The organism is Ensifer sp. (genome assembly GCF_031989085.1).
Taxonomy (GTDB): Bacteria; Pseudomonadota; Alphaproteobacteria; order Rhizobiales; family Rhizobiaceae; genus Ensifer.
The window spans coordinates 234,249-254,635 of sequence record NZ_DALZXU010000001.1 but is presented as its reverse complement, the minus strand read 5'-3'; the positions used below and the strand labels follow the sequence as shown (position 1 = coordinate 254,635).

The following is a 20,387-nucleotide window of genomic DNA, read 5'->3' as shown; positions in this document are numbered from 1 at the left end:
TGGAGCCCAATATGCTGCGCATCTACAAAAGCCAGAACAGCCACCTCGTGCTCGTCGACATGCTCGACGGCCTCGCGTCGCCGACCCCGGTCATCTGGTACGACCTGCTTAATCCGTCCGTCGAGGAGACCCGACTGGTCCAGGGCCAGCTCGGCATCGAGATCCCGACGCGCGACGAAATGCAGGAAATCGAGCTCTCCGATCGGCTCTATCAGGAAGACGGCGCCCAGTTCATGACCATGACGGCGGTTGCCAAGCTCGACAGCGACAATCCGGTCAAGGTGCCCGTGACCTTCATCGTCAAGGGCGCGACACTGGTCACCGTGCGCCACGCCGATCCCAAGCCGTTCCAGACCTACGCCCACCGGCTGCAGAAGGCCAACGGCCAGGCCTGCGAGACGGGCGAACTGGTGATGCTGGGGCTGCTCGAAGCAATGATCGACCGAACCGCCGACGCGCTGGAACGGGCCGGCAGCGAGGTCGACGGCATCTCTCGCGACGTGTTCCGCAAGACCAATGCCAGCGCCACGAAGAAGACGCGCGACCTGCAGTCGCTGATCGAGCAAATCGGCCAGAAGGGCGACCTTTTGACGATCGTGCGCGAAAGCCTGGTCAGCATCGGTCGGCTGGTCGCCTATCACGTCGCGCTCGAAGGCATCGGCCCGCGCAAGGCGGCAAAGGAAAGCCGGCAGCGGATCAAGCTGATCCAGCGCGATGCGACATCGCTCGGCGACCACGCGCTGTTTTTGTCGAACAAGATCAATTTCCTGCTCGACGCCACACTCGGCCTGATCAATCTGGAGCAGAACCAGATCATCAAGATCTTTTCGGTCGCCGCCGTCGTGTTCCTGCCGCCGACGCTGGTCGCCTCGATCTACGGCATGAATTTCGAGGTGATGCCCGAGCTGCAATGGCGCTTCGGATACCCCTATGCGCTGGCTCTGATGGTGCTTTCGGCGATCGTTCCCTTCCTCTACTTCAAGCGTCGGGGCTGGCTCTGAGGGTGTAATCTGCTACATCGTAGCGAAAGGTCCGGCGGCACAACTGCGTTGCCGGACCGATCAAATGGCAGGCGGATATGGCATGGGCGCCACCACGGGTCTGATCGACCGTCGCACTTTCATCAAGATGGCCGGCGCCGCCTGGGTGGCGACGCTCGGAGCGCGCGGCGCCTTCGCGCTCGAGCGCGCCGATGCGGTCTTTGCCTCCGCCTTCATGGCGCCGGACGGCAGCTTTGGCGTTGCCACGCTGACGGAGGCGGGCGAAATCGTCGAGCGCACGGCGCTGCCCGCCCGCGCCCACGGCATGGCCTATTCCGCCGCAAGCAAGCGCACGGTCGCCTTTGCCCGCCGTCCCGGCACCTATGCGATGATCCTTGCTGCCGACGGCAGCGCCGAGCCGATCGTCATTGCCGCGGCCGACGGCCGACACTTCTATGGCCATGGCTGTTTTTCCGCCGATGGGCGGCTGCTCTACGCCACCGAGAACGACTTTGCCGCCAATCGCGGCATGATCGGCATCTATGACGGCACCTCCGCCTTTGCCCGCATCGGCGAATTCCCGACCTATGGCATCGGCCCGCACGACATGACGCTTTCCGCCGATGGCCGGATGCTGGCGATCGCCAATGGCGGCATCGAGACCCATCCGGATTTCGGCCGTACCAAGCTCAACCTCGACCACATGGAACCGAGCCTGACGCTGGTCGACACCGAGACCGGCGCCCTCATCCAGAAGCACGCGCTGCCGGCCGAGCTCAGCCGGCTATCCACCCGCCATGTCGATATCGGCCTGAAGGGAGAGATCTGGTTTGCCTGCCAGTACGAGGGCGCACGCGACGGACTACCGCCGCTCGTCGGCCATTTCTCGCACGGAGAGGATCTCGCTTTCGTGCCGCTGCCGGAGAGCACCACCGAAGCACTCGCCAACTATGTCGGCGCCATCGCCGTCAACCGTGCGGAGGGACTGATCGGCCTGACTTCGCCCAGGGGCGGCGTTGCCGTGACGCTCGATGCGCGCAGCGGCGCGGTGTTGCGCGAGCAGCGCGTCACCGACGCGGCCGGCGTTGCTGCCGCCCGTCCCGGCTTTGCCGTGTCGTCCTATGGCGGCCGTTTCAAGGAGCGCGAGAGCCGGGTCGCCTGGGACCAGCATATCGTCCGGCTCTCGCGTTCCTGACCGTAAGCGTCAGGCCGAAAATCGGCCCTCGCCGGCAAGCTTTGCCAGATCGTCCCATCGATAGGCCATCTGATCGTGGTTCTCGCCGCCGAGGCTGACCTTGCCCTGGCCGACGGCCATGGCACCCAGGCGCTCATAGAACGCCCGGTTCGGATTGCTCGACAGGACCCAGGCAAACAGCGATCTCGCGCGCATTTCCCGGCAATGGGCGGCAACGCTGCGCACCAGCGCCGAGCCGATGCCTGCCCCTTGGAATTCCTTCAGGATGTAGAGTGCGTAAAGCTCGCGATCGAACCGCGGCGGCATAGAGCGGGCTTTGCCGTAATTGGCAAAACCGATCACCCTGTTCGTGCCCATGTCGACGGCGACCAGATGGAAGACGTCGACGACGCGCATGCGCCTGGCGTGACGCAACGCCTGTTCCTCGATGCGCATGGCATCGAGGAAGTCGTCGGAAATCAGCCCACGAAAGGTCGATCGCCAGGTTTCGACGATGACGGAGGCGATCATCATGACGTCATCCGGCCCGGCCGGCCGGATGTCGATGCGGCGGAAGGTTTTCATGGCAGAGATATAGGAAGCGCCTTGCCGCTTCGAAACAGCCATCGCCGCTGGAAAGCAGTCAAGGCCGCTCTATCTGTCGCTGCATGAACAGAACCCTCGTCCACGCAGTCTTCATCGCCGTCGTTCTCGGTCTCGGGCTCCTCATCGGCTACAACAACATTCCCGGCGAATGGTATCAGGCTCTGGCAAAGCCTGCCTTCAATCCGCCGAACTGGATCTTCGCCCCTGTCTGGTCGATCCTCTATGTCATCATCGGCATCGTTGGCGCCCGGCTGTTTCTCTGGCATCGCCACACCGCGGCGATGCGGTTGTGGGTAGCTCAGATGCTCCTCAACTTCCTCTGGTCGCCGCTGTTCTTCGGCATGCAGGACGTTTCCTCGGCGCTGATCGTCATCGTCGCGCTGCTCGTCGCTGTGGCCGGCGTCATCGTTGCAAGCTGGAACCGGGATCGCATTTCGGCCCTGCTGTTCCTGCCCTATCTCGTCTGGGTGGCGTTTGCGACCGTGCTCAACGGCTCGATTTTCCTCATGAATTGAGCTTGTCGCACTCGTGCTGCCATGCGACTGTCCGCCGATCTGGAAGGCAACGGGCCTTCCGCGACAACCAGGGCCGTGCAGACCGATGGACGACAGCGATCCCCCAGATTTCCGCAGCCGCATCCGGGAAAGCTTCGCGCGGCAGGCGGCCATGGAAACGATCGGTGCGGAACTGACGCTGGTCGAGCAGGGAACGGTCGAGATCGAACTTCCCTTCGACGACAAGCTGACGCAGCAACATGGCTTCCTGCACGCCGGCGTGATCTCCGCGGCACTCGACGCCGCCGGCACCTATGCCGCCTATTCCGTCATCGATCCGGATGCCTCGATCCTGACGATCGAATTCAAGGTCAATCTGCTGTCGCCAGGGCGCGGCGAACGCTTCCTGTTTCGCGGCGAAGTCACCAAGCCGGGCACGACGATCATCGTCTCAGACGGGCGCGGCTACGCCATCCGCGCCGACGGACCGGCCAAGCTGATCGCCTCGATGACCGGGACGATGATGGTGATCCGCGGACGCGAGGATGTCGAAGGATGAATTCTGCAATGAAGGACGTCGCCGGGCACAGGGTGCTCTACGTCATGGCCGTCGATGCCGAATACGGTCCGCATCTCCAAGCCCGGATCACGCCGCTGATGACCGGCGTCGGTCCGGTCGAAGCAGCCGTCTCCCTGACGAAGGCGCTGGCCGGCCTTGCCGCCGAAGGCAACCTGCCGCACCTCGTCGTCTCGCTCGGCTCAGCGGGTGCCGCAAGGCTCGAACAGACCGAGGTCTATCAGGCAATATCGGTCGGCTATCGCGACATGGACGCCTCCGCCCTAGGCTTCGAAAAGGGGGCGACGCCGTTTCTCGATCTTCCCGCCGTCGTCTCGCTGCCGCTGCGCATCCCCGACGTCAAGGAGGCAAGGCTGTCGACCGGCGCCAACATCGTATCGGGCGCCGCCTATGACGGCATCGACGCCGACATGGTGGAGATGGAGACCTATGCGGTGCTGCGTGCCTGCCAATCCTTCGAAGTACCGCTGATTGCGCTCCGCGGCATTTCCGACGGCAAAGCCGAGCTCAAGCACGTCAGCGACTGGACGGAATATCTCCACGTCATCGACGAGAAGCTCGCCCATGTCATCGACAGGCTCGAGACTGCGATCGGCGCCGCGGAGATCCGGCTCTGAAAGCCAGGGATTGTCGGGGTGCAATTGAATCGTTGCGCTAAAGACGGGCTTTGATTAAAGGCTCGCCATGATCAAGCTTGTTTGAAGGCCCGACATGACCCAGACAGCCCATCCCGACACCGTTCTCATCGTCGACTTCGGCAGCCAGGTGACTCAGCTCATCGCAAGGCGCGTGCGCGAATCCGGTGTTTATTGTGAAATCGTGCCGTTCCAGTCGGCGGAAGAAGGTTTTCAGCGGCTGAAGCCGAAGGCCGTCATCCTCTCCGGCAGCCCGGCCTCCACGCTCGACATCGGTTCGCCGCGCGCGCCGCAGGTGATCTTCGATTCCGGCCTGCCGGTGTTCGGCATCTGTTACGGCCAGCAGACCATCTGCGCCCAGCTCGGCGGCAAGGTCGAGAGCGGCCATCACCGCGAATTCGGCCGCGCCTTCCTGGAAGTCGAAAAAGACTGCGCGCTGTTCGACGGCGTCTGGTCGCTTGGCTCGCGCCACCAGGTCTGGATGTCGCATGGCGACCGCGTGACAGCGATCCCCGAAGGTTTCGAAGTCGTCGCCACCTCGGCAAATGCCCCATTCGCCTTCATCGCCGACGAGAAGCGCAAGTACTACGCGGTGCAGTTCCACCCTGAAGTGGTGCACACGCCCGATGGCGCCAAGCTGATTTCCAACTTCGTGCACAAGATCGCCGGCATCAAGGGCGACTGGTCGATGTCGGCCTACCGCGCCAAGGCGGTGGACGCGATCCGCAAGCAGGTCGGCGACAAGAAGGTGATCTGCGCGCTTTCGGGCGGCGTCGACAGCTCGGTCGCGGCTCTGCTGATCCACGAGGCGGTCGGCGACCAGTTGACCTGCATCCTCGTCGACCACGGCCTGATGCGCAAGGACGAGGCGAAGAACGTCGTCGCCATGTTCGAGGAGCACTATAACCTGCACCTCCTGCACGTCGACGCGTCCGACCGTTTCATCGGCGAACTCGAAGGCCAGAGCGATCCGGAAACCAAGCGCAAGATCATCGGCCGCCTGTTCATCGAGGTGTTCGAGGAAGAGGCAAAGAAGCTCGGCGGCGCGGATTTCCTTGCCCAGGGCACGCTCTATCCCGACGTCATCGAAAGCGTTTCCTTCACCGGCGGCCCGTCGGTGACGATCAAGTCGCACCACAATGTCGGCGGCCTGCCGGAACGCATGAACATGCAACTGGTCGAACCGCTGCGCGAACTGTTCAAGGACGAAGTCCGCGTGCTTGGCCGCGAGCTCGGCCTGCCCGACAGCTTCATCGGCCGCCATCCCTTCCCGGGTCCGGGCCTTGCCATCCGCTGCCCGGGTGGCATCAGCCGCGAGAAGCTCCAGATCCTGCGCGAAGCCGATGCGATCTATCTCGACGAAATCCGCAAGGCTGGCCTCTACGACGCCATCTGGCAGGCCTTCGCCGTGCTGCTTCCGGTCCAGACCGTCGGCGTCATGGGTGACGGCCGCACCTACGAGTTCGTCTGCGCGCTGCGCGCCGTCACCTCGGTCGACGGCATGACCGCCGACTTCTACCACTACGACATGGAATTCCTCGGCCGCGCGGCGACGCGCATCATCAACGAGGTCCGTGGCATCAACCGCGTGGTCTACGACGTCACGTCGAAGCCGCCCGGCACGATCGAGTGGGAATGATCCGGTCCTCTCGATGACGTCGGACAAGCTCTATCACGACCCTGAGCTTGCCGCGTTCTACGACATCGAGAACGGCTGGACCGCCGACAGCGAATATCTCAAGACCATGGCCACGGGCCGCACCTCGATCCTTGATCTCGGGTGCGGCACCGGTCTGCTCGCAGCCGCGCTGGCGCAACAGGGCGGCAAACGCGTCGTCGGCGTCGATCCCGCCGCCCCTATGCTGGATATCGCCAGGCAAAGACCTGGCGGTGACCGGGTTGCCTGGATTGCAGGCGACGCGCGAGCCGTCCGCCTGAACGAGACCTTCGACCTGATCCTGCTCAGCGGCCATGCCTTCCAGGTCTTCCTCACACGAGAAGATCAGCTTGCCGCGCTTCGGACCATTGCAGCACATCTTTCGCCTGAGGGCCGCTTCATCTTCGACAGCCGAAACCCTGTCGTCACGGAATGGCAGGAATGGACGCCCGTCGAATCCGAGCGGGTTATCGTTCATCCGAAACTGGGCGAAGTGCTCGCCTGGAACGACGTGCGGCATGACCCGGATACCGGCGTTGTCGAATACGATACCTTCTACCGGATTGCCGTCGACGGGCGCACCTTCTCGGCACAGTCGAAAATCGCCTTCCCGTCCTATGATGACCTCGCGTCGATGATCGCCGAAGCCGGCCTCGTCGTCGACCAGTGGCTCGGCGGCTGGGATGGCAGGCCGCTCGAGGCAGCGACACCGGAGATCATTCCCATCGGTCGCCGGCGCGTTCCATATCCCCTGGCTCGCTGAGCGGGGTTGACCCACCGGCTGTCAATCCAAACGCGCCCAGTCGATGCCTTCGAGCACATAGGGCGCGAACAGGAAATCGCGGATCGCGGCGATGCGCTCCGCTTTCCACTCGATCAGGACAAAATGGCTCGGTCTTTCCATAGTGGCGGTGCTGTCGAAGACCAGCATGACCGGCCGGCCCTCGACCTCCCCCAAGGCAAATCGCCAATTCGTCACTTCCCCGTAACGGGTGAAATACGGGCCGACCCGGTCGCGTCCGTCCAGTTGGAGGCGGTTCACCAGATCGAGCTTCACGTCATCGGCAAGCATGGCCCGGATCGCATCGAAATCGCCGTTGTGGAAGTGACGGACATAGGCGGCAATCTTCCGTCGATCCGGCTCGGGCATCAACGGCAGCCGGACATCGTCCGGCACCAAAGCAAGCTGACGCAGGGCAACGCGCCCACGCTGCAAGGCAGACTTTGCCGCCGCCGGGGAGCAATCTGCAACCCCGGAGATCTCGTCGACCGAATGACCGAGGACATCCTTGAGGATGACCGCGCAGCGCTGAAGCGCAGGCAGCCGCAGAAATGCCTGAAAGCTGACCGCGACAATCTCCGGGTCGGCAATGGTCGCTGCCTCCATGTCTTCGGTTAGGGAAACCACTGTGTTGCGCGATTTCTCGCGCAGGAAATCGAGGCTTGCATTGTGAGCGATGCGAAACAGCCAGCCCTCGAGGCTATCGACCACCACGCCTTCGGCGCGCGCGCGCAACGCCTTGACGAGGGCCTCCTGCAACACGTCCTCGCCATGGATGGCCGATCCCGTCATGCGCGCGCAATAGCGATGAAGGCGTGGCCTGAGCGCGTTCAGGCTATCCTCGAATTGATCCGCGTTCATCCGCCAACACCTCCCGCCCCTGTCCGTTCAATCTGATGCCGCGCCGATTTCGAGCAATGTCTTCGACAATGCGGCCAGCACGCAAACTTGGAAAGAATGTTGGCCGACCGCATCGACGTTTTTAGAGGCCATTGGGTGGCTCACGACCATGCGAGCCATGGCGATCCCTCTGTTGCCTGAATGCCGATGTGCATGGCTGTCCGCCGTCGCTTACCGGGCCTCGCCAAACACCGCCGCACCCATCATCGTGTCGATGGTCGCGAGTTCGAGGATCCGGGGAAAATAGGCTTTCATGCGTGGATCAGCGCGCATCGCCTCGACGGCCGCGGACGTCTGCCACTCGGAGTAGATAACAACACCGTCGCCATTGTCCGACGCGATCAGCCGGGTTGTATTCCAGCCTTCAAGCGTGCGGATAATGGTTTCGGTGTTCTGCTTTAATATCGCGATCAGCGCGTCCTGCTTGCCGGGCTTCGCCTTCAGCAGATTGACCAAGATGACGGGCGCATTGGACATGACATGTCTCCTTTTTGTTTCGAACACATCAAGGACGTGCAAACGCATGAAAACGGATCGCGGCACTTAAAAAATCAGGGAACGCTCCTTGATCGACCAAAGCTTGCAGCCCCCATGACGCGGGACGGTGACTGGTAATCGACATGGAGAACCAAGCGGCCGAAGTAGAAAAACAATAGCATTGACTAATTGATAAGTGTGCGCTAATTATTTTTCATGATCGAAGCCGCACCCGTCGCCACCATCATGCGCGCCCTTGCCGACCCGACCCGCCGGGCGGTGTTCGAGCGCATCGCCAATGCCGACGAGATCACGGTGGTCGAGTTGACCCGTGGCAGCGGCGTGACGCAGGGCGCCATTTCGCAGCATCTGAAATCGTTGAAGCAGGCGGGTCTCGTCGCCGAGCGCCCCGAGGGCCGCAACGTCTATTATCGCGCTCAACCTGAAGGCCTCGCGCCGCTCGCCGACTGGATGAGCCACTACGGCGTCTTCTGGCGCGAACGGTTTGCAAACCTGCGCACTCTCTTGAAGGAGATCGATCCATGACCGATACGGCGTTGCAACCCCACACGCAGGACATCGTGGTCGACGAGGTCTTCCCCCATCCGCCGGAGACGATCTGGAAGACCCTGACGAGCGGGGCTCTTATGAGCCGCTGGATCATGGCTCCGACGGGCTTCGAACCGGTCGAAGGCAATCGCTTTACCTTCCAGACGACGCCGGCCGGCAGATGGGATGGCGTCATCCACTGCCAGGTCCTAGAGGTCCGCCCCCATGAGCGCTTCGTCTATGCCTGGAAGGGCGGGCACGAGACCAATGCCGGCTATGGGTCGCGCCTCGACACGATCGTCACATGGACGCTGTCGAAGGTCGATAGCGGCACCCGCCTCCGCCTTGTCCATTCCGGCTTCATCACACCGAGAAACGACACCGCGTTCAAGAGCATGAGCCAGGGCTGGACGAAAGTCCTGTCGCAAATCGGTTCGGTCACCGACGACGAGAGCTGACCGCGTCGCGCCGACCGCGAGGCGCGCGCCGGAGCCGACCCCAGACAATATCGCGATGAAGAGAACGGCAGGGATCGCCGATCGATGCCGCACGCCCTGCTTTTTGATGCCCAAAACAGGAGGTTTGACATGAGCAAGACCTATATCGGTGGATGCGCCTGTGGTGCGATCCGCTACGAAATCTCGGGAGAACCGGTGTTCTCCAACGACTGCCAGTGCCGCGACTGCCAGCAAGAGAGCGGCACAGGGCATGGATCGCATCTGAGCTTCAGGCGCGACGGCGTGAAGCTCGAAGGCAAGGCGACCCTCTGGGACATGGTCGCCGACAGCGGCAATGTGAAAACGCGGGCCTTTTGTCCCACCTGCGGCGCGCCGGTCTACATGACCTTTGCGGCAATGCCCGACATCTTCACGGTGCGCGCGGCGAGCCTCGACGATCCGAGCCGCTACAAGCCCGACGCCGTCACCTACGGATCGCGCGGCCATGCCTGGGATCACCTCGACCCGGCTTTGCCGAAGTTTGACGGCATGCCGCCAGCGTGAAACAGGGCAACCTTCGGCGCCTATCGCAACGGGTGCGCGATGGCGCGCCCGTTGCGATACCGGTCTTTTGGCGACCGCGGCAGAGCGACCGGCGTTTCGGGTTTCAGCGGAAACCCGGAGCGCCCGATCTCCTTGGCTTCATGGATTTTCAGGTCAGGTATGCTTCAGCTGCGTGTTGCAGATGCTGTAGTAGCCGCCGCCCTTCTTGATCCAGGTAAGGCCGCCGAGCGCGTTGTCTGCCTTGTCTGCCTTGTACTGGTCGAGGCAGGTGTGCATGCGCGCCTTGCCGGCGGTTTCGCTCGAATATTTCGCGTCAACCTTCTTCGGGAAGACCACGCCCTTCGGCGCCTTGGCTGTCGTTGCGGCCGGCTCGGGCGCGTTGTCGGTGTTGCTGGCCGTTGGCTCCTCGCTGGTCATCGTCGCCGGCTTGGCTGCCGTGTCGGTTCCGCACTGCGCCTTGCGGAAATCATTCCATTTCATGCCGTTGAGCGAGCCGGCGGCCTGGGCCGTCTTGTACTTCGCGCTGCACTCGGACATCGACAGCGCATGAGCGCTTGAGGTGAAGATGAAGGGGGAAAGCGACAGGGCCGCAATGGCTGCTATTCGGGTGATGTTCATGGGAAATCCCCTTTGCAAGAGGCATCAGACGCCCAAGAGGCCCTTGAACGCCAGCCTCGCTCCCAGAATCCTCCGCATTTGTGATCGGACGATGGAATTGCGCACCAGCGACCTCGCCGACACCATCAAACTTCGGTGATGTGGCAGACGGCCGACGGACGGACCATGGAAGGCCTATGCCGGGGCAATGAAGGGCTGGCTGATCGCCTGGAACACGGCGAGCGCCTCCAGCCTTTCCGCGTGCGCCCGCAGGGCCGGATAGTTGGAGATCGCCACCAGCTCGGGATGCACCTCGCCGAGGAAGCGCAGCACCACCGCCACGGCAATGTCCGCATGGCCGATCCGCTCGCCGAACCAGAACTCCGACGCAATGTCCGATCGATCAGCCTCAAGGACAGCAAGCGTCGCTTCGATCTGGCAGCGGCAGCGATCGACCCAGAGGGCGGAAGCGTTTTCGTGCAGCCGCTTCTCGTAGAACAGGCTGACGACCTTGTCGCCGAGCCCGCAGGCGAGTGTGGCGACCTTCAGCGCCCGATGGCGTGATGGCTCGCGTCTCGGAAACATCACGCGATCATCGGCAACAAGCCCATCGAGATAGTCGAGGATGATGTGGCTGTCGATCAGGACGGTCCCGTCCTCCAGCACCAGGGTCGGTACGCGCGTCAGCGGGTTATAGGGGCGCAACCTGTCCGCATCGGCAAAAGACGACCAGGGGCGATGCTCGAACGCCATGCCGTAGAGCGTCAGCGCAATGCCGACGCGGCGCACGAAAGGCGAATCGTATTGGCCGATCAGGATCATGAGCGCGCTCCCTTTCAACGCTTGAACATTGCCAGAAAACACCGGTTGCTCGGCAAAAGTCAAAGCCTCGCTGCTTGTGGAACGACAAAGGAGCTCCCCGTATCTAGCCACTTGCGGAGCGTATCGGGAATGCCGATAAGCCTTCGAAGAGACACGCGGGAGGAACCATGGACATCTCGGAAATCATCATCGCCGGCGACACCACCGGCATCGAATGGCGCCTGCCGGTCTTCCGCTTCAAGGGCAAAAACCCCGACGCGCCGAAGACCTACATTCAGGCTGCCCTGCACGCCAACGAACTGCCCGGAACCGCACTTGCCCATTTCCTGCTGCAGATGCTTGCCGAGGCTGAGAAAGACGGTGCCATTCTCGGCGACATCACCGTCGTGCCGCAGGCAAACCCGATCGGCACGGCGCAGTCGCATTTCGGCGATTTGCAGGGCCGCTTCGATCTCGGCTCGCGCACCAACTTCAACCGCGACTTTCCGCTGATCGCCCTTGGCGATCGCGACAGCCTTCTCGACCAGCTCGATCGCCACTCGGCGACGGATCGGCTGAAGCGGCAATTGCTGCATATGGCGCTCGGTGCCGACCTGATGATCGACCTGCACTGCGACGACGAAGCGCTGCAATACGCCTATATCGACGATGCCTTCTGGCCGGAAGCGAGCGATCTCGCCGCTGCGCTCGACATGGAAGCAGTGTTTCTTTCCGACGGCGAGAGCTCCGCCTTCGAAGAGGCCGTCGCCTATGCCTGGAAATACGAGACGGCCGGACAGAAGAAGGCAAGCCTGTCCGGGCGGCTTTCGGTCACGGTCGAGCTTCGCGGCACACGCGACGTCTACCCCGATATGGCCCGCAAGGATGCCGAGGGCCTGCTCCGCTTCCTCATCGCCCGCGGCGTCGTTGCCGCCGACAAGCCCGCCCTTCCCGCCTTTGGCGGCGTCGTTGCCCCGCTCGACAATATCGAGATGATCCGCGCACCGGCATCCGGCGCCATTCTCTTCCACCGCGATATCGGCGACCGCGTGAAGGCCGGCGATCTGCTGGTGACGATCCTCAACCGTCCCGGACAACCCGATGGCGCCGTAGAGGTGCGTGCGCCGCAGGACGGGTTGATCGTTACCCGGGTATCGACACGGCACGCCCGCCGCCGTTCGGACCTGATGAAGATCGCCTGTGCTACCGCCTCCAGCGCCACGCGCAAGCCGGGACCGCTCGAAGCCTGACGCCATCGCGGCTTCGTCATCACGATCACGGAACGCCCCCGGGCGTTTCGTCCATCAAGGCGCCAAGGTTGCCGACATCTTCGGACTGTCGAGCAGGATGGTCGAGCGCAAAGTCTTGATCTCGGCGATCTGTTCGAACTCACTCCACAAGAGCCGCTTGTAGTCGGCGACATCGCGCACGGCGATCTTCAGCAGGAAGTCGAAATCGCCGGCGACCGTGTGGCACTCCACCACCTCCGGCATGCGCGATACCAGCTCGATGAAGCGCTGCCCGACCTTGCTTGCCGTCCGCTCCAGCGTCACCTCGAGAAAGGCCTGGAAGCCGACGCCTGCCGCCTTCGGGTCGATCACGACCGTTTGCCGGATAACCCCCGCCGAATAGAGCCGCGCCAGCCGGCGTGACAGCGGCGCCGGTGACAGCCCGACACGCGCGGCAAGCTCGTTGTTGCTGCGGGTCGCATCCTCGACCAGGAGCCGGATGATCCGTCTGTCGATCGCATCGAGTTCGGTCGCGCCACGCTCCGCCATGAGCAAGCCCTTTCGCCGATTTTCCGGCATTTGCGCAAATCAGCAAAAGAAATGCGGCAATTCACGCAATTCGATCTATGCGAATATTGTCTCCGTGGCAAATATGACGTCGATTTTGCGCGTCCCTTGCCTTAATGAAGGACCCCGACGGCGGCCGGAGGACGGCCACCGGCGCGATCGCCTCGACCGCTGATCGCCAGTTCAGCCATTGCCAAGGGGGACCACCGGAATGTTCGACGCTTTGACCCGCCAACCCGACGATCCGTTGCTGGCCCTGATCGGGCTCTATCGCAAGGACGAGCGTCCCGGAAAGGTCGATCTCGGCGTCGGCGTCTATCGCGACGAGACCGGCCACACCCCCATCTTCCGCGCGGTCAAGGAGGCGGAAAAGCGCCTGCTCGAAGCGCAGGACAGCAAGGCCTATGTCGGCCCCGAGGGCGACCTCCTCTTCGTCGATCATCTCTGGACGCTGGTCGGCGGCGACACGATCAATCGCAGCCATCTCGCCGGCGTACAGACGCCCGGCGGCTCCGGCGCACTCCGGCTTGCAGCCGACCTGATCCGCCAGATGGGGGGCAAGCGCATCTGGATCGGCCTGCCTAGCTGGATGAACCATGCCAGCATCTTCAAGGCCGGCGGCATCGAGACAGCCGGCTATCCATTCTTCGACATCCCCACCCAGACCGTACTCTTCGATACCATGATGAGCGCACTTCAAGGCGCTTCGCCCGGCGATGCGGTGCTGCTGCATGCCGGCTGCCACAATCCGACCGGCGGCGTGGTGACCGAGGCGCAGTGGATGGAGATCGCGGCCGTCGTCGCCGAGCGCGGCCTGTTGCCGGTGATCGACCTTGCCTATCAGGGTTTCGGCCGGGGCCTCGACGAGGACGTCGTCGGGCTTCGCCACCTCATCGGCGTCGTGCCGGAAGCGCTGATCTGCGTCTCCTGCTCTAAATCGTTCGGCCTCTACCGCGAGCGCACCGGCGCGATCTTCGCCGTGACCACGTCGTCTTCCTCGGCCGACACGGTCCGCTCCAACCTCGCGGGCCTTGCACGCACCAGCTACTCGATGCCGCCGGATCACGGCGCCGCTGTCGTGCGCACCATTCTGTCGGATGCGGACCTGGCCAGCGACTGGAGACAGGAGCTCGAAACCATGCGGCTGCGCATTTCCGGCATCCGCCAGTCGTTGGCGGAAGGCCTGCGCGACCGCTGGCAGGCGCTCGGCGCCGTCGCCAGCCAGGAAGGCATGTTCTCGCTGTTGCCGCTTGCGGAAGCCGATGTGATGCGCCTCAGGAACGAGCACGGCATCTACATGCCGGGCTCCGGCCGCATCAACATAGCCGGGCTGAAGACGGCCGAGGTCGGTGACATCATCGGCAAGTTCAAGAACCTCTGAGGACCGACAGACAAGATGAAGACCGAGCGCATGATCGACGCAAGCAACGTGCCAGCCGAACGCCACCGCCTCTATGAGGATGCGCTGGCGATCCTGACGGGCACGCTGATCATGTCGCTCGGCGTCATCATCTACAGCAAGGCGATGCTCCTGACCGGCAGCACCTCCGGTCTCGCACTGCTCCTGCAATATGCGACCGGCGCGCAATTCTGGCTGGTGTTTTCGCTGATCAACCTGCCTTTCTACGTGCTGGCGGTCAAACGGCTCGGCTGGATGTTTGCCTTGCGCACCTTCCTCGCCGTCACCCTGGTGGCGCTGTTTTCCAAGCTGACGGCGGGCTGGGTGGAATTTGCCCGGCTCGACCCGATCTATGCCACCATTGTCGGCGGCGGACTGATGGGCACCGGCCTGCTCATCCTCTTTCGCCATCGCACCGGGCTCGGCGGCATCAATATCTTGGCGATCTATCTGCAGGAAAAGTTCGGCATCCGCGCCGGCTATTTCCAGCTGGCCGTCGACCTTGCGATCCTCGCGGCCGCCTTCTTCGTGCTGCCGCCCGCCAACCTCGTCCTTTCGGTGGTGGGTGCCGCCGTCGTCAACATGACGCTCGCCATCAACCACAAACCCGGCCGCTATGCCGGCGTGACCTGAGACAACGTCTTCCCTCGTTCGACGCGGGAGGCTATCACTCCCGCCACGAATTGCCCGCAAGGCAGGAAAGGCATGGGAATGACGGTCACGATCTACGGTATCAAGAACTGCGACACGATGAAAAAGGCCCGCACCTGGCTCGACAACCAGGGCATCGCCTATCGCTTCCACGACTACAAGGCGGAAGGCATCGACCGCGCGCATCTCGAACGCTGGTGCGCGCAGGCAGGCTTTGAGATCGTGCTCAACCGCGCCGGCACCACCTTCCGCAACCTGTCCGACGGCGACAAGCAGAACCTCGATGCCGACAAGGCGATCGCGCTGATGCTGGTGCAGCCCTCGATGATCAAGCGCCCGGTGCTCGAGGCCAATGGCGATCTGCTCATCGGCTTCAAGCCGGATCTCTACGAAGCGCTGTTTGCCAAGGCGAACGCCTGACGAGCGGAGCCGCATGATGTCCAAGACCACCCGCGCCACGCAAATGCTCGTCAAGGCCGGCGTCGCCTTCACCGTTCACAGCTACGACTACGACCCGAACGCCGAACGCGTCGGCCTGCAGGCCGCCGAGGCGCTCGGCGAGGATCCGAGCCGGGTGCTGAAGACGCTGATGGCCGAGGTCGACGGCAAACCGGTCTGCTGCGTCGTGCCGTCGGACCGCGAGGTCAGCATGAAGAAGCTGGCGGCCGCCTTCGGCGGCAAGTCGGCGGCGATGATGAAGCCGGCCGATGCCGAGCGTCTGACCGGATACCATGTCGGCGGCATCAGCCCGTTCGGGCAGAAGAAGCTGGTGCCGACCGCGATCGAGGAAACGGCCCTTTCCGAGGCGCAGGTCTATATCAATGGCGGCCAGCGCGGGCTGCAGGTGCGGCTTGCGCCCGCCGACGCCAAGGGTGCGCTCAAGGCCGTCTCGGCACCGCTGATCGCCTGACGCCACCAGTTGCGTCGACATTCGCAACGGCGCAGACTTTCGAGGCAACAGAGACATCCCGCCTCGACAGGCGGAGCCAGTCCCTGAAGGACTAGCGCAGCTTGCCGAGCAGCCGCGCCAGTTCCTGCGCTTCATCGCCAGCGAGCTTCGCGCCGACATGCGCATCAATCGAGCGGGAATAGACCTGCCACATGCGCGCGCGCATTGCGCTCCCTTCGCTGGTGACCACCACCCAGCGTCCGCGCCCATCGTCATCGAACGCCTCGCGACGGACGAGCCCTTGCCCCTCCAGCCGATCGATCAGGCGCGAGAGATTGTATTGGGCGAGCAAGGTGCGGGCCTCGATCTCGAAAGGGCGCAGCCTGCCGCCCTCCGCCTGCACGAGCTCCCAAAGCACGTCGTACCAGCCAAGCGGCGGCAAGCCGGCCTTCTTGAAGTCGGTTTCGATCGCCTGGAGCACGCGCCGCTGCGCATGCATGAGGCCGATCCAGGCCCGGGTGACGGAAGCAGACGGTGGCGAGGCCGGATTCTCGGAAAAATTACTCATAGATGCAATTACATCGATCTTGAATTCTTTGACAAGCCTTCATACATGCAATTGCATCTACATTGATCCAACCCTGGAGACCGCCCGTGGCTAACACCCTTACCCTGATCAGCCATCATCTTTGCCCCTATGTCCAACGCGCCGCGATCGCGCTTGCCGAGAAGGGCGTCGCCTTCGAACGCGTGAATATCGACCTCGCCGCCAAGCCCGACTGGTTCCTGAAGATCTCGCCGCTCGGCAAGGTGCCGCTGCTGCAGATCCCGCAGGCGTCGGGCGAAGCCGTGCTGTTTGAAAGCTCGGTCATCTGCGAGTATCTCGAGGAGACGCAGGCCGGCGCGAAACTGCATCCGACGGACGCGCTCGAACGGGCGCGCCACCGTGGCTGGATGGAATACGGCTCGTCGATCCTGTCGGACCTCTGGGGCTTCGAGACCACGGGCGATGCCGACGTCTTCGCGCAGAAGCGCCAGGCGGTCGCGGCCAAATTCGCGACCATCGAGGCTGTGCTCGGCGATGGCCCCTATTTCGCCGGAGCGGATTTCTCTCTGGTCGATGCGGTGTTTGCGCCGGTCTTCCGCTATTTCGACCTGTTCGACACGTTGGTCGACCACGGAATTTTCGACGGGCTTGCGCGGGTATCCGCCTGGCGGCAGGCGCTCGCCGAACGTCCGAGCGTCAGGGCCGCCGTGGGATCGGACTACAACGCGCGCCTGATGACATTCCTCAGGGAGCACGACGCTTATCTGCTGCGCGCGCAATAGCACGGCAGCACCGGCCCTTCTTTTTCGGCCCGCACCGTCCTATGACGGTGCAAACCTGGCGGAGGAGAAACGCCCGTGCCTGATATGACGTCGACACTGACGATACTTGAGCCCTATCCCGGCATCTTTGCCTATTACGACGGGAGGATCGCCGGGACACGGCTGCATGCCGAAGGGCCGAACTGGCTCGACGACGGCGCCTATGCGCTCGGCGTCGCGTCCTATGCCGTCGTCGATGGCCAGGAGGCGCTGGTCTACGATACCCACATTTCCGTACCGCACGCCAAAGCGATCCGCGCTCATCTCGAAGGTCTCGGCGTCACCTCGATCCGCGTTGTGCTCAGCCATTGGCACAAGGATCATGTGGCCGGAAACGCCGCCTTTGCCGACTGCGAGATCATCGCATTGGCCCTGACTGCGGAGCGGCTTGCCGAGAACCGCGAAAAGATCGAGATGGCGACACCGCCGATCCATCCCCTCGTCATGCCCAACCGGCTGTTCGACGTCCGCCTCGACCTCGAGGTGGGACGGCGCAAGGTAGAGCTGCACCACTTCGCCATTCACAGCGCCGACGGCAACGTGCTCTTTCTGCCCGAGGAGAAGCTGCTTCTGGCTGGTGACACTGTCGAGGACTGCGCCACCTTCATCGCCGAAGCCGAGCATGTCGCCACGCATATCGAGGAACTGAAACGGCTCCGCCTTTTGCCGATCACCCGCATCCTGCCGAGCCATGGCGACCGGGACCGCATCGCCGCCGGCGGCTACGACGACACGCTGATCGACGCCAACAGACACTACCTCGAACGCCTGAAGACCGCCGCAGCGACGGGAGCGCCGATCGGCCCGCTCAAGGACTTTGCAGCCGACGAGATCGCCGCCGGGTCGATCCTCTATTTTGCGCCCTATGAGGACGTGCACGACAGCAACGTCGCCAGAATGCAGGCGGCGGCCGCCAGCATCTGACGTTTGCAACCGGCAGCCTTCATTTTCGCCGCAAACAGCACTAAGTCTGGTTCGTCCGATTTCATAACGACAGGCAGATCATGACCTATCCCGCCAACACCCCCACCCCGATCGATCCGGTCAAGCTCGACAAGCTCGCGGAGGTCGCCATCAAGATCGGCCTGCAGCTGCAGAAGGGCCAGGACCTGGTGATGACGGCGCCGATTGCCGCCATGCCTTTGGTGCGCGATATCACCCGACACGCCTACAAGGCCGGCGCCGGCCTGGTGACGACCTTCTACTCCGACGAGGAAACGACGCTTGCGCGTTATGAACATGCGCCGGACGAAAGCTTCGACCGGGCGAGCGACTGGCTCTACGAGGGCATGGCGAAAGCCTTTGCCGGCGGTGCGGCACGGCTCGCCATCTCCGGCGACAATCCGATGATGCTGTCGGCCCAGGACCCGAGCAAGGTCGCGCGCGCCAACAAGGCCAACTCGATCGCTTACAAGCCGGCGCTCGAAAAGATCTCGAACTTCGACATCAACTGGAACATCGTCTCCTATCCGAACCCCTCCTGGGCGCGACTGGTCTTCCCGAACGATCCCGAGCCGATCGCCGTCGAAAAGCTGGCGAACGCCATTTTCGCTGCCTCGCGCGTCGATCTCGACGACCCGGTCGCCGCCTGGAACGAACACAACGCCAATCTGGCGCGCCGCTCCGCCTGGCTGAACGGCCAGCGCTTCGCGTCGCTGCACTTTACCGGTCCCGGCACCGACCTGGTCGTCGGCCTGGCTGACGGCCATCTCTGGTGTGGTGGTGCGTCGGAAGCGAAAAACGGCATCATCTGCAATCCGAACATCCCGACGGAAGAGGTGTTCACCACGCCGCACGCGCTGCGCGTGGAGGGACATGTGTCCTCGACCAAGCCGCTGTCGCACCAGGGCACCCTGATCGACAACATCCAAGTCCGTTTCGAAGGCGGGCGCATCGTCGAGGCGAAGGCCTCGCGCGGCGAGGAGGTGCTGAACAAGGTGCTCGACACCGACGAGGGTGCCCGCCGGCTGGGCGAAGTGGCGCTGGTGCCGCATTCCTCGCCGATCTCGGCAAGCGGTATCCTGTTCTACAACACTCTGTTCGACGAAAACGCCTCGTGCCACATCGCCCTTGGCCAATGCTACTCGGGATGCTTCGTCGACGACACCAAACTGACGCCGGAACAGATCCGCGCCCAGGGCGGCAATTCGAGCCTGATCCATATCGACTGGATGATCGGCTCCGGCCAGGTCGATATCGACGGCATCAGCGCCGACGGCAGCCGCGTGCCGGTGATGCGCCAGGGCGAATGGGCTTGACCAAGCTTGGCGTCATCGGTGGCGGCGGCTGGCTGGGAAAAGCCCTGTTGCTGGCGGCCCTTGCCGATGGCGCCGTCGCCGGGGAGGCGTTGACCGTCTCCTCGCGCAGCGCCCCTGTTGCGGGCTTCGAGCCCTGGCCGGCTGTCCGCCAGACGAAAGACAACGCCGCGCTTGCCGCCGACGCGGATATCGTCATGCTGTCGGTCCGCCCCCAGGATCTCGACGCCATAAGGCTCGATCTCTCCGGCAAGCTCGTCATCTCGGTGATGGCGATGGTGCCGCTTGCCGAACTCGCCGAGCGGTTCAAGGCACGTCGAGTGATCCGGGCAATGCCGAATGCCGCCGCGGAAAAGCGGCTCTCCTTCACTCCATGGCTTGCCAGCCCCGAAACCACCGTGGCGGATTGCGCGTTCGCAGAACGGTTCTTCCGTGCATCCGGCATGGCACAACGGGTCGAGACCGAAGCGGACCTCGATTACTTCACCGCCTTGACCGGATCCGGCCCGGCTTTTCTCGCAGCCTTTGCCGACGCGATGATGTCGGACGCCGTGACGAAGGGCATCGAACCGGACATTGCCGAACGCGCCGTGCGCCAGCTCTTCCTCGGCGGCAGCGCTTTGATGGCCGACAGCGGTCAGACGCCCGCCGAGATCATGCAAACCTTCCTCGCCTATGCCGGCACGACGGCTGCCGGGCTTGAAGCCATGGCGGCTGCCGATATCCGCACCCCGATCGCCCGGGGCCTGACGGCCGCCGCCGCCCGGGCGGCAGCCGGAACGAACAGCCGATAGGCCGAC

Annotated in this window: 26 protein-coding genes; 19 read left to right on the top strand and 7 right to left on the bottom strand. The window is 63.5% G+C overall.

Features of this window, described 5'->3' with window-relative positions; genetic code table 11:
* The first annotated feature begins 11 nt into the window (after positions 1 to 11).
* Positions 12 to 1,001 carry a magnesium transporter CorA family protein gene (locus RTP54_RS01265; RefSeq protein ID WP_112816454.1) on the top strand — a complete coding sequence of 330 codons (990 nt, stop codon included), beginning with the start codon at positions 12 to 14 and terminating at the stop codon, positions 999 to 1,001.
* 82 nt (positions 1,002 to 1,083) lie between these two features.
* Positions 1,084 to 2,175, top strand: a complete 1,092-nt coding sequence (locus tag RTP54_RS01260; RefSeq protein WP_312360292.1) for a DUF1513 domain-containing protein — start codon at positions 1,084 to 1,086, stop codon at positions 2,173 to 2,175.
* Positions 2,176 to 2,184: 9 nt separating this feature from the next.
* On the opposite strand, the gene RTP54_RS01255 is transcribed toward RTP54_RS01260, so the two are convergent.
* Complete coding sequence (locus RTP54_RS01255; RefSeq protein WP_312363120.1) at positions 2,185 to 2,739, bottom strand: GNAT family N-acetyltransferase; 555 nt, start codon at positions 2,737 to 2,739, stop codon at positions 2,185 to 2,187.
* Positions 2,740 to 2,822: 83 nt separating this feature from the next.
* On the opposite strand from RTP54_RS01255, the gene RTP54_RS01250 reads away from it, so the two are divergent.
* From RTP54_RS01250 to RTP54_RS01230, 5 genes are all read left to right on the top strand, one after another.
* Positions 2,823 to 3,275: a TspO/MBR family protein gene (locus RTP54_RS01250; RefSeq protein WP_312360290.1), complete on the top strand. Its 453-nt coding sequence runs from the start codon at positions 2,823 to 2,825 to the stop codon at positions 3,273 to 3,275.
* Between the two features lie 85 nt (positions 3,276 to 3,360).
* Positions 3,361 to 3,813: a PaaI family thioesterase gene (locus RTP54_RS01245; RefSeq protein ID WP_112816451.1), complete on the top strand. Its 453-nt coding sequence runs from the start codon at positions 3,361 to 3,363 to the stop codon at positions 3,811 to 3,813.
* Positions 3,810 to 4,448: a 5'-methylthioadenosine/S-adenosylhomocysteine nucleosidase gene (locus RTP54_RS01240; RefSeq protein WP_112809191.1), complete on the top strand. Its 639-nt coding sequence runs from the start codon at positions 3,810 to 3,812 to the stop codon at positions 4,446 to 4,448. The genes RTP54_RS01245 and RTP54_RS01240 overlap by 4 nt, the downstream gene beginning before the upstream one ends.
* A 94-nt stretch (positions 4,449 to 4,542) precedes the next feature.
* Positions 4,543 to 6,105 carry a glutamine-hydrolyzing GMP synthase gene (gene guaA, locus RTP54_RS01235; protein ID WP_312360287.1) on the top strand — a complete coding sequence of 521 codons (1,563 nt, stop codon included), beginning with the start codon at positions 4,543 to 4,545 and terminating at the stop codon, positions 6,103 to 6,105.
* A 13-nt stretch (positions 6,106 to 6,118) separates the two neighbouring features.
* Complete coding sequence (locus RTP54_RS01230) at positions 6,119 to 6,886, top strand: class I SAM-dependent methyltransferase (RefSeq protein ID WP_312360284.1); 768 nt, start codon at positions 6,119 to 6,121, stop codon at positions 6,884 to 6,886.
* A 21-nt stretch (positions 6,887 to 6,907) separates the two neighbouring features.
* Here the strand turns inward: RTP54_RS01230 and RTP54_RS01225 are convergent, their stop codons facing one another.
* Together RTP54_RS01225 and RTP54_RS01220 are read right to left on the bottom strand one after the other, a co-directional pair.
* Complete coding sequence (locus tag RTP54_RS01225) at positions 6,908 to 7,765, bottom strand: sigma-70 family RNA polymerase sigma factor (protein WP_312360282.1); 858 nt, start codon at positions 7,763 to 7,765, stop codon at positions 6,908 to 6,910.
* 210 nt (positions 7,766 to 7,975) lie between these two features.
* Positions 7,976 to 8,281 (bottom strand): antibiotic biosynthesis monooxygenase family protein, encoded by a 306-nt coding sequence (locus tag RTP54_RS01220; protein ID WP_312360281.1) that lies wholly within the window; start codon positions 8,279 to 8,281, stop codon positions 7,976 to 7,978.
* A gap of 216 nt (positions 8,282 to 8,497) precedes the next feature.
* On the opposite strand from RTP54_RS01220, the gene RTP54_RS01215 reads away from it, so the two are divergent.
* From RTP54_RS01215 to RTP54_RS01205, 3 genes are all read left to right on the top strand, one after another.
* Entirely contained in the window at positions 8,498 to 8,827 is a 330-nt protein-coding gene (locus RTP54_RS01215; RefSeq protein ID WP_312360280.1) for a metalloregulator ArsR/SmtB family transcription factor, read from the top strand.
* Entirely contained in the window at positions 8,824 to 9,288 is a 465-nt protein-coding gene (locus RTP54_RS01210) for an SRPBCC domain-containing protein (RefSeq protein WP_312360279.1), read from the top strand. The genes RTP54_RS01215 and RTP54_RS01210 overlap by 4 nt, the downstream gene beginning before the upstream one ends.
* A 129-nt stretch (positions 9,289 to 9,417) precedes the next feature.
* Complete coding sequence (locus RTP54_RS01205; protein ID WP_112809198.1) at positions 9,418 to 9,831, top strand: GFA family protein; 414 nt, start codon at positions 9,418 to 9,420, stop codon at positions 9,829 to 9,831.
* Positions 9,832 to 9,984: 153 nt separating this feature from the next.
* Here RTP54_RS01205 and RTP54_RS01200 read toward each other — a convergent pair whose 3' ends face one another.
* Both RTP54_RS01200 and RTP54_RS01195 read right to left on the bottom strand, forming a co-directional pair.
* The gene (locus RTP54_RS01200) at positions 9,985 to 10,449 is read right to left on the bottom strand and encodes a hypothetical protein (protein ID WP_312360275.1); all 465 of its coding nucleotides are present in this window, start codon (positions 10,447 to 10,449) and stop codon (positions 9,985 to 9,987) included.
* Between the two features lie 174 nt (positions 10,450 to 10,623).
* Positions 10,624 to 11,250: a glutathione S-transferase family protein gene (locus tag RTP54_RS01195; protein ID WP_312360273.1), complete on the bottom strand. Its 627-nt coding sequence runs from the start codon at positions 11,248 to 11,250 to the stop codon at positions 10,624 to 10,626.
* A gap of 167 nt (positions 11,251 to 11,417) precedes the next feature.
* Here RTP54_RS01195 and RTP54_RS01190 point away from each other — a divergent pair, with 167 nt between their 5' ends.
* On the top strand, positions 11,418 to 12,479 hold the full coding sequence (locus RTP54_RS01190; RefSeq protein WP_312360271.1) for a succinylglutamate desuccinylase/aspartoacylase family protein: 1,062 nt from the start codon (positions 11,418 to 11,420) through the stop codon (positions 12,477 to 12,479).
* A 54-nt stretch (positions 12,480 to 12,533) separates the two neighbouring features.
* Here the strand turns inward: RTP54_RS01190 and RTP54_RS01185 are convergent, their stop codons facing one another.
* A complete protein-coding gene (locus RTP54_RS01185; protein ID WP_112809202.1) occupies positions 12,534 to 13,007 on the bottom strand; it encodes an Lrp/AsnC family transcriptional regulator in 474 nt (157 codons plus the stop codon).
* A gap of 229 nt (positions 13,008 to 13,236) precedes the next feature.
* Here RTP54_RS01185 and tatA point away from each other — a divergent pair, with 229 nt between their 5' ends.
* The 4 genes from tatA to ybaK all read left to right on the top strand — a co-directional run bounded on the left by tatA (position 13,237) and on the right by ybaK (position 15,985).
* Positions 13,237 to 14,406 (top strand): tyrosine aminotransferase, encoded by a 1,170-nt coding sequence (gene tatA, locus RTP54_RS01180; protein WP_112816444.1) that lies wholly within the window; start codon positions 13,237 to 13,239, stop codon positions 14,404 to 14,406.
* Between the two features lie 15 nt (positions 14,407 to 14,421).
* Positions 14,422 to 15,057, top strand: a complete 636-nt coding sequence (locus RTP54_RS01175; RefSeq protein ID WP_312360267.1) for a YitT family protein — start codon at positions 14,422 to 14,424, stop codon at positions 15,055 to 15,057.
* 78 nt (positions 15,058 to 15,135) lie between these two features.
* Positions 15,136 to 15,495, top strand: a complete 360-nt coding sequence (locus RTP54_RS01170) for an ArsC family reductase (RefSeq protein ID WP_312360265.1) — start codon at positions 15,136 to 15,138, stop codon at positions 15,493 to 15,495.
* Positions 15,496 to 15,511: 16 nt separating this feature from the next.
* The gene (gene ybaK, locus RTP54_RS01165) at positions 15,512 to 15,985 is read left to right on the top strand and encodes a Cys-tRNA(Pro) deacylase (protein WP_112809481.1); all 474 of its coding nucleotides are present in this window, start codon (positions 15,512 to 15,514) and stop codon (positions 15,983 to 15,985) included.
* Positions 15,986 to 16,076: 91 nt separating this feature from the next.
* Here the strand turns inward: ybaK and RTP54_RS01160 are convergent, their stop codons facing one another.
* On the bottom strand, positions 16,077 to 16,532 hold the full coding sequence (locus RTP54_RS01160) for a MarR family winged helix-turn-helix transcriptional regulator (protein WP_112809205.1): 456 nt from the start codon (positions 16,530 to 16,532) through the stop codon (positions 16,077 to 16,079).
* 86 nt (positions 16,533 to 16,618) lie between these two features.
* Between RTP54_RS01160 and RTP54_RS01155 the strand changes: the two genes are divergently transcribed.
* From RTP54_RS01155 to RTP54_RS01140, 4 genes are all read left to right on the top strand, one after another.
* Positions 16,619 to 17,293, top strand: coding sequence for a glutathione S-transferase family protein (locus RTP54_RS01155; RefSeq protein WP_312360264.1), 675 nt, complete (start codon positions 16,619 to 16,621; stop codon positions 17,291 to 17,293).
* Between the two features lie 84 nt (positions 17,294 to 17,377).
* Positions 17,378 to 18,256: an MBL fold metallo-hydrolase gene (locus RTP54_RS01150; protein WP_312363118.1), complete on the top strand. Its 879-nt coding sequence runs from the start codon at positions 17,378 to 17,380 to the stop codon at positions 18,254 to 18,256.
* 80 nt (positions 18,257 to 18,336) lie between these two features.
* Positions 18,337 to 19,590, top strand: coding sequence for an aminopeptidase (locus tag RTP54_RS01145; RefSeq protein ID WP_312360262.1), 1,254 nt, complete (start codon positions 18,337 to 18,339; stop codon positions 19,588 to 19,590).
* Positions 19,587 to 20,381: a pyrroline-5-carboxylate reductase dimerization domain-containing protein gene (locus RTP54_RS01140; protein ID WP_312360260.1), complete on the top strand. Its 795-nt coding sequence runs from the start codon at positions 19,587 to 19,589 to the stop codon at positions 20,379 to 20,381. The genes RTP54_RS01145 and RTP54_RS01140 overlap by 4 nt, the downstream gene beginning before the upstream one ends.
* Positions 20,382 to 20,387 lie beyond the last annotated feature (6 nt).